Here is an 8191-nt window from a genome sequence, read left to right as displayed (position 1 = left end):
AGAGGCGGCTGCCGGCGGCGAGCAGCACGTCGCCCTCGCGGAAGTCGACGCCCGCGGCGCGGATGTGCCGTCCGGCGGCAGCTAGCTCGGTGATCGCGATGTGGTCGCCGTCGACCCTGGTGTCCTCCTGGATGATGACGGCGTCGGCGCCGTTGGGGATCACGCCGCCGGTGAAGATCCGCACCGCCTCGCCGGCCCCGACCGTCCGCTCGAACGGCCGGCCGGCGGCGACCTCGCCGATCACCTTGAGCCGGGCCTTCAGATCGGCCGCGTCGGCGGCCCGCACCGCATAGCCGTCCATTGCCGACATCGGCTGCGGCGGCTGGGTGCGGAGTGCGGCAAGGTCACCCGCCAGCGTGCGGTGGTAAGCGGCATCGAGCGCGACCATTTCCTGCGGCAGCGGCTCAGCGCCGGCGAGAACGGCAGACAGGGCATCGGCAACCGGCATCAGGGCCACGCTCAGAGCTCCTCAAATCCAGGGTTCAAATCCCAGGGTTCAATCCCAAGTGCAGTCAGCGCCGTTGCCACGTCATCCGTCGATGTCACGTGGATGGCATGAAGGCCGCGCGCCCGCGCACCCTCGATATTGGCAGCCAGGTCGTCGAAGAACAGGATCCGCGACGCCGGCACGCCGATGGCTTTTACCACATGATCGTAAGCCTCGGCGTCGGGTTTGCGAAAGCCGATCGTCGAGGACAGGAAGACGCTGCGGAAATGGCCGAGCAGCTCGGCATGGGTGACCGAGAAATGCGCGACATGGGCCGGATTGGTGTTGGAGAACGCGTAGAGCGGCATACGCTTCGCGGCGGCCGCGAGCAGCGGCGCGATGCCCGGCATCTCGCCGGTGAAGATCGAATTCCAGCCCTCGAGGAATTGCGCGTCGCTGAGGCCGATGCCGAGCGACTGGCGCAGGTTCGCGAAGAACGCCGCATCGTCGATCCGGCCGATCTCGTGATGCTTGAAGCTGTCGTCGACGACGAAGCGGCTGGCGAGTTCGGCCGGTGCGCAGCCCGCATGCTGCGCCCAGTGCGCCATCACCTTGTCAAAGTCGATGTCGAGCACGACGCGGCCGATATCGAACAGCAGCACGTCGACGGAATCGGGGAAGAGTTGCGAGGTCATTGCGTGAAACCGTGTACGAGAATTGCGGGCAGGCGGCAATGTCCCCGATTTGTGCGGCAAGCATGCGACGCGGTTAGGCGGCCAGTCGTCTCCACGCACAGGGTGTCGTCACCCCCGAAAGCGGGTGATCCAGTATATCAGAGGCGGGTGTGCTTGAGCCGAGGTGTAGTTAGGGACAAGATTGTTTCCACGCGTCGTCCCTGCGAAAGCAGGACCCATACTCCGCGGCCGATGTTGTTGGAGCAGAATCGTCGTTCCGACATCGCGCAACAATCATCATTCGTGGTTATGGGTCCCTGCTTTCGCAGGGACGACACCGGATATGTTGCGACATCGAGACAGACATCCGCATTCTCGCAACAGATGATTTTCTGGTAAGGCGAAATCTTTTTGCTGTGGGGACTTGGCCGTCGGGCAACTCAGTGGCAGGCGTTGCCCGCATTCGGCGCGTCCGAGCGCAGACCCTCTCACATCCTGGAAAGCGCGAGGCCGAGATACGCGATGAGCGCGCCGGTGCTGAGAATGATGACGACGAGCGCCTGCTCTGAACGTGCCTGCAGGGTTTTCCGGGTCACGGCGATGACGCTCCTTCTCGAAAATCATTCTATCCAACTCACATCGATGAAGGTCCGTTCCGGTTCCTGCCCGGGAACTTCGATGAATGTCATGTGCGTGACAGGCAGGGACCGCCGCTTGCTGTTCCTGGCCGCAAACGAGCAACGCCGCCCGCATTGAATACGGGCGGACGGCGTTGGTTCTAGCCCCAAGAGGGATGGCAAAATCCTGACCTGTACGGATACGGACGAGAGCCGAGCAGGGTTCACGGCTTCGGCCCCGTACGATTCCGGTCATCCGAAGGAGCGGAGCAAAGCGTCGCGATAAGGTCTAGGATGATGCGACTGAGTTGCTCTGGCCCCGGCGACCCCCCTCGCTGGGGCCCTTTGTTTGCAACATCGATCTCGATGGGCGCCGGACTGCATCATCGGGCCGCGCCGCCGTGGGCTCACTGTTCGCGCAGATCGACCTGCGTCAGGATGCCCTGCCGCAGCGCGAGGCGGACCAGCTCGATATCGGTGCCGACGCCGAGCTTGTCCTTGATCAGGGAATGCAGGTTCGCGACCGTTTTGGGGCTGAGATGCAGCGCCTCGGCGATCTCGTCGGTGGTCTTTTCCGCGAGCAGCATGCGCAGCACTTCGAATTCCCGCGCGGTCAGGAGGTCGGCGGCGGCGCGCTCGCCGGCGATGTGGCTGAGCGCGAGTTCGTGGTCGATGTCCGGACTGATCGCGATCTTGCCCGACAGTGCATCCATCACGGCATGCACCAGCGTCTCCGGCGGGCTGGTCTTGGTGACATAGCCGCTCGCACCGGCGCGGATCGCCTGCACGGCAAAGGCCGCGTTCTGGTGCATGGTGAACACCAGGATCTTTGCGCGCTTGTCCCACTGCCTGAGGCGGCGGATGGCCTCGATGCCGCCGATGCCGGGCATCGACAGGTCCATGATCACGAGATCGGGCCCGGTCTCCTTGTAGAGGCGGTAGGCCTCGACGCCGTCGGAAGCCTCGGCGACGACACGGAGGCCCGGCTGCTTCTGCAGCATCGCCCGGTAGCCCTCCCGAACCACGGCGTGATCGTCGACCAGCATGATGGTTCGCGCCGCATTGCTCATGCCGCGCGTTCCACGGCTGCGGTCTCTGCGCCGGCAGCAACGGGAACGACGACGCGGAGCGATGCGCCATGGGGCTGCACGGCCTCGAAGCTCAACCGTCCGCCCAGCGCGGCGACCCGCTCGCGCATGCCGAGCAGGCCCATGCCAGACTTGACCTGTAGATCGCCGTGGGGATCGCCGGGCCGGCCATCATCGTCGACCGCGAGCGCGATTTCGCTGTCGCCGGAAGCCGCCTCGCGCATCTGCAGCCGCAGCACCACGCGCGTGGCGCCGGCGTGCTTGGCCGCATTGGTGAGCGCCTCCTGCACGATGCGATAGAGATTGGCGCTGACGGAAGCGGGAAGGCGCGCGAACGATCCCGATAGGGCGATCTCGAACCGTGGCTGCCCCCGGCGGCCGTTCCAGCCGGCGATCAGGCCCTCCAGGCTCGCCGCAAGTCCGAGCTCGTCGACATCGGGCGGTCGCAACCTGAACAGTGCGCCGCGCAACGTCTCCATCATGTCTGTCGCGGTGCGCGCGATGCCGTCGCATTCGGCAAGCAAGGGCGGGCAATCCTGGGCCGCAGTCAGGCGCGCCGAGGCGGCAAGCGCGCGGATCGCCGCCAGCGACTGCCCGAACTCGTCATGCAGCTCGCGCGCGAGATGCCGGCGCTCGTCGTCCTGCACCGCAATCAGCTTCTGCGTCAGCGCGTTGCGGTCGGACAGCGCGGCGGCGAGGCGCTCGGCGAGCTGGTTGAAAACGTCGCCGATCGCCGACAGTTCGGCGAGATCGAACGGCGGCAGGCGTGTGGCGAGGTCGCCCGCGGCGATCCGCTCGAGGCCGTCGCGGATCAGCCGCGTCGGACGCAGCGCACGCGATAGCGCCGCATAGACCAGCGCGCAAAGCAGCGGCAGCGCGATCATGAGCACCGCCATCAGCCGGCCGGCATCGTGCCAGGCTTCGGCCGTCAGCACGGCCGGATCGACCCAGACCACGGCCTCGCCGATCGCATGGCCGCGCGCAACCACCGGGCGCACGGCCTCGCGGCCGGGATCGAACAGCCGGCGATAGAGCGCCGCGAAGGCCAGTGGCGGCGCGGCGGTGTCGGTCTGCGCGCCGCCGCAGAAGCGCTGGCTGATCTCGCCGCCATTGCTGCGAAATGCGAGGCACAGGCCCGGCGCCATGACCGAGGCGGCCACGCCCTCGAGATCGGGGAATTCGGCGCGCGGATTGTTCAGCCACTGGATCTTGTTCTGCTGCAGCTCCAGCGTCCGGGCGGCGACATCGGCAACGGCGGCGATCCTGGCGCGCACCGAGCGGTCGGAGTCGAACAGGAAGTAGCCGGAGATCACGGCAAAGCAGAGTGTGGCCACGGCGGCCACACGCAAGGTCAGCCGCAGCTTCAGATCGCTTCCGGACCAATTCCGCATTGGCGTATCCTCGGGGTCGCTGGCGGCCTTCGGCGCCCGTTGCGGGCAGGGCCGTCATGCGCATTAAACGGCAGAATGGACGGGGCGAGAAGCGCCGCGGCGGGTGCGGACCGCGGTCGTGAAATTTTCCCGGCACCGGCCGGGAGACGCTCCGCTGCGGTGCGGAGGTGGCCGTCCTAGAGCTGCGGTCGACCCGCCCGCACCAGCACCTGAAAGGCCCGGAACATGTGCCAGTCCCGCCTCGTCTTGTATGCCCTCGCGTTGATCGGCCTCCTGGCCGGACCTTGTCCGCTTCGCGCCGAAGCCGCCGCGCAGGCATCCCCGCTCGGCGTCAGCATCGACGACTTCAGCTATGTCGACACCTCGGGCGAGGTGGTCGATCAGACCGCCGCGCATCAGAAGCGGCTCGATGCATTCATGGCCGCGCTGCGCGCCGATGTGGCCGCAGAGCCGCGCTATCGCCTGGTCCCGTCAGCGGCGCCCGCAGGCGAGGCCCAGATCAAGGTTGTCGGCGGCGTGCAGAAGATGAGCACGCTGATCCAATGGGCCAAGGTCGCGGTGATCGATGTCGGCGCGAGCCGTGTCCTGTACGAAAAGCTCTACACGTTTCGGGGCGACAATGACGAGGCGTGGGACCATGCGCGGATGTTCGTGTCGCGCGAGGTGCGCGCTGCCCTTGCGGCCGCGCTGCCGAGGGCACAGGCCACGGCCGCAGCGCCGATCGGGCTTGCGGTGTTCGAGTTCGAGCTGGAGGACACTTCCGCCACGCCGGCATCCGGCCTTGCCGGCTCCGATGCGGCATATCTGGCCGACGTGACCAGCGGCGTGCGTGACCGGCTTGCGCAGTCGGGCCGCTATCGCCTGGTCGATACCACCGGCGCGACCGCCGAGCCCGTCAAGGCGCATGCACTGCGCGACTGCAACGGCTGCGAGGCCGCGATCGCGAAAGAGCTCGGCGCCGATCAATCGCTGATCGGCGTGATCAGGCGGGTCAGCCGGACCGAATACACCGTCGGCTTCCAGGTGCGCGACGCCCGCAGCGGCGAGGTCGTCTCACGCGGCGACAGCGGCCTGCGGATGGGCGCCGATTATTCCTGGACCCGCGGCGCGGTCCATCTGGTCAGCGACCGCCTGCTCGAGGGCGGGGCGCAGCAGTAACCCTGCCGGCGACAGCGTTCGGCGAACGGCAGGCAGACTATAGCAAAGCGCGATAGCTGTTAGACACGTCGTCATCTATCGCCGGGCCTGTGTGCGGGTTATCAACGTCGTCTGATCACCGCACAGGAACCGCCGATGCGTTTGCCCGCCGTCCTTTTCGCTCTCACGCTCGCCGCGAGCCCCGTGGCAGCCGAGGAGTTGTCGGGCACGCTGCAGAAGATCAAGGAGACCAGGAAGGTCACGCTCGGCTTCCAGGAGGCCTCAGTTCCCTTCAGCTATCTCGACGACAACGCGCGGCCGATCGGATTTGCGCTCGATATCTGCCTTGGGATCGTCGACGCCGTGAAGAAGGAGCTGGGGATGCCCGACATCGCGGTCGACTATCTGCCTGTAACCTCGTCGAACCGCATCCCGCTGATGGTCAACGGCACGATCGATCTGCACTGCTCGGCGACCACCAACAGCGCCGAGCGCCAGAAGCAGGTGACCTTCACCAACACGCACTTCCTGAGCGCAACGCGCTTTGCCGCCAAGAAGGCGTCCAACATCAACACCATCGACGATCTCAAGGGGAAATCGGTCACGGCCGTTGCCGGCTCGGTGAACCTCACGCAGCTCGTCAAGGTCAATACCGAGCGCAAGCTCGGCATCAACGTTCTCCCGGCCAAGGACCAGGCCGAGGCGTTCCTGATGCTGGACACCGACCGCGCCCAGGCCTACGCGCTCGATGACGTGCAGCTCGCGGTCGCGATCGCGCGGTCGAAGCAGCCTTCGCTCTACATGATCAGCGACGAGGCCTTCTCGAAAGCGGAGCCGTTCGGCGTCATGCTGCGCCGGGAGGACGCGCCGTTCAAGGCGCTCGCCGACCGCGCCACGGCGGAGCTCTACAAGAGCCCTGAGATCGAAGTGATGTACAAGAAGTGGCTGGAAGCGCCGACCCCGCCGAAAGGCATCAATTACAACGTCCCGATGTCGCCGGCGCTGCGCAATGCGTTCAAGAATCCGAGCTCGAGCTACGATCCTGACGTGTATGAGGTCGCGAAGTAGCGACAGCCGTCCGCTTGGGAAGTATGCGATGCGTAAATTGGGCGATTCCGTAAGCGGTGCGCTTCGGGTCGCGCGACCGCGTCTGACGACCGGCTCTGCGATCTACGGGTGTCGGCAAGGTCAGCCGACAGAGCGGTCCCGGATGTCGCTTTCGCTCACCCGGGCTATGCGCGATTGGAAACAGATCACCACGCAAATGCCTCGATCCTTGGAACGGCTTTTCGTGCGCGCTGCGAAAAACGAAATAGCGTCTCATATACATCGGCGGTTTTTCTCCTAAGCTTGCAGCGTTGTAATTGCTGATCAGGAGCTCGCCGATGACCGCGCCATTTGTTCTCTCTCGACGTTCCGCACTTGGCGTGCTCGCCGGAAGCCTGCTCGCGGGCGGTGCGCGCGCGGAGACCGGGGCGGGGGCGGGCGCCGATCTCGGCGGCGTCACGCTGCGCGTCGCGTATTACAAGGGCGGCTGGCGGCCGCTGCTGCAGGCAGCCGGCGAGGACAAGACGCCGTACCGGATCGAATGGAAGGAGCTCAACAATGGTGTGCTCCATATCGAGGCGCTGAACGGCGACGCGCTCGACATCGGATCGGGCAGCGAGATTCCGGCGATGTTCGCCGCGCGCCAGAATGCCAAGGTGCGCTTCATCGCCGTCACCCATGAGGATCTCAACATCCAGGTCACGGTGGCGGCGAAGGATGCACCGGTCCATTCGATCGCCGACCTCAAGGGAAAACGCGTCGGCTATGTGCGCGCGACGACGGCGCATTATTTCCTGGCGAAGCAACTCGAGGAAGCAGGGCTTGCGTTCGGCGATATCGAGGCGATCAATCTGACGCCGTCTGACGGCTACACGGCGTTCGCCTCGGGCAAGCTCGATGCCTGGGCGATCTACGGCTACAACGGGCAGCTCGCGATCGCCAAGCAGGGCGCACGGCTGCTCAAGACCGGCGTCGGTTATCTCTCGGGAAATTTTCCGATCTACGCCAATCCCAGGGTGGTCGATGATCCGCTGCGCCACGCGGCCGTGAGCGACCTGTTGCTGCGGATCCAGCGCGCCTATGCGTTCGCCAACAAGAATTTTCCGGTCTATGCGGCCGCGCAGGTGGCGGAAACCCATCTGCCGTTGCAGGACATTCTCGACCAGTTCGCGCGCCGCAGCGACGACTTCTCGCTCGCCGGCGTGACGCCCGACGTGCCGGACACCCACCAGAAGGTCGCCGACACCTTCCTCAAGCTCGGCGTGCTCGACGCGCGCGCCGAGGTCGGAAGATTCTGGGACACGAGCTTCAACGAAGCGATCGCCGCGGGCGCGGCCAGCCTCGCGCGGATCTGACATTGGTCATGCGGGCGTAGCCCATTTGGGCTAGGGATCGGCGCCTTGACGTCGCGTTATTGATGCGCGGTTCCCGCAAGATCGCTGCGCACTCGTTCAACATGCTCCCCGGGGTGCGTGGAACTCGAAGATTTTACGGCCCCAGCGTGACGACTGGGGCCGCAGGAGGTGTTGTGTGCCTCTGGGGCAATGATTCAGAGCACGACGACTGAACGGCACACAGCAGCGAACGTTCCAACTGTCCGCGGCTGCGCCGTGCTGCCATGCAGACCGAGACGGTTGCAGGCCGCGCCGCGCTCGTATCATGATGACGTCGATCAACCCGATTAGAATTCGGGTCTGGTCGATGATTCCGGTACCGGCCTCCAAAGGCTTCCCGGGCCATATTCCGCGTGCAACTGATTTTCCTGGTTATGCCGATTGTTGTTCGGAGCTGAAATTGAATCACGACACAT

General features: G+C 65.5%; 7 protein-coding genes. 3 read left to right on the top strand and 4 right to left on the bottom strand.

What is annotated here, in order from left to right; translation table 11 throughout:
• The 4 genes from AC628_RS40385 to AC628_RS40370 all read right to left on the bottom strand — a co-directional run.
• On the bottom strand, positions 1-457 hold a 457-nt coding region (locus tag AC628_RS40385; protein ID WP_502689835.1), incomplete at its 3' end, for a MoeA family protein.
• Positions 458-459: 2 nt separating this feature from the next.
• Positions 460-1122, bottom strand: a complete 663-nt coding sequence (locus AC628_RS40380) for an HAD family hydrolase (protein WP_074132337.1) — start codon at positions 1120-1122, stop codon at positions 460-462.
• Between the two features lie 1003 nt (positions 1123-2125).
• Positions 2126-2788, bottom strand: a complete 663-nt coding sequence (locus AC628_RS40375) for a response regulator (protein ID WP_074132336.1) — start codon at positions 2786-2788, stop codon at positions 2126-2128.
• Entirely contained in the window at positions 2785-4197 is a 1413-nt protein-coding gene (locus tag AC628_RS40370; RefSeq protein ID WP_074132334.1) for a sensor histidine kinase, read from the bottom strand. The genes AC628_RS40375 and AC628_RS40370 overlap by 4 nt, the downstream gene beginning before the upstream one ends.
• Before the next feature lie 225 nt (positions 4198-4422).
• On the opposite strand from AC628_RS40370, the gene AC628_RS40365 reads away from it, so the two are divergent.
• The 3 genes from AC628_RS40365 (at position 4423) to AC628_RS40355 (ending at position 7736) form a co-directional block, all read left to right on the top strand.
• Positions 4423-5355: a DUF3280 domain-containing protein gene (locus AC628_RS40365; RefSeq protein WP_074132332.1), complete on the top strand. Its 933-nt coding sequence runs from the start codon at positions 4423-4425 to the stop codon at positions 5353-5355.
• A gap of 135 nt (positions 5356-5490) precedes the next feature.
• Entirely contained in the window at positions 5491-6402 is a 912-nt protein-coding gene (locus AC628_RS40360; protein ID WP_074132330.1) for an amino acid ABC transporter substrate-binding protein, read from the top strand.
• A gap of 317 nt (positions 6403-6719) precedes the next feature.
• Positions 6720-7736, top strand: coding sequence for an ABC transporter substrate-binding protein (locus AC628_RS40355; RefSeq protein ID WP_074132328.1), 1017 nt, complete (start codon positions 6720-6722; stop codon positions 7734-7736).
• Positions 7737-8191 lie beyond the last annotated feature (455 nt).

Origin of the sequence: Bradyrhizobium sp. NAS96.2 (genome assembly GCF_001908235.1) — a bacterium.
In the GTDB taxonomy this organism is placed as follows: domain Bacteria; phylum Pseudomonadota; class Alphaproteobacteria; order Rhizobiales; family Xanthobacteraceae; genus Bradyrhizobium.
This window is presented reverse-complemented; position numbering and strand designations above follow the sequence as displayed.

Coding starts and splice junctions, on each gene's coding strand:
- AC628_RS40380 (WP_074132337.1), bottom strand. CDS start 1,122: ATGACCTCGCAACTCTTCCCCGATTCCGTCGACGTGCTGCTGTTCGAT.
- AC628_RS40375 (WP_074132336.1), bottom strand. CDS start 2,788: ATGAGCAATGCGGCGCGAACCATCATGCTGGTCGACGATCACGCCGTG.
- AC628_RS40370 (WP_074132334.1), bottom strand. CDS start 4,197: ATGCGGAATTGGTCCGGAAGCGATCTGAAGCTGCGGCTGACCTTGCGT.
- AC628_RS40365 (WP_074132332.1), top strand. CDS start 4,423: ATGTGCCAGTCCCGCCTCGTCTTGTATGCCCTCGCGTTGATCGGCCTC.
- AC628_RS40360 (WP_074132330.1), top strand. CDS start 5,491: ATGCGTTTGCCCGCCGTCCTTTTCGCTCTCACGCTCGCCGCGAGCCCC.
- AC628_RS40355 (WP_074132328.1), top strand. CDS start 6,720: ATGACCGCGCCATTTGTTCTCTCTCGACGTTCCGCACTTGGCGTGCTC.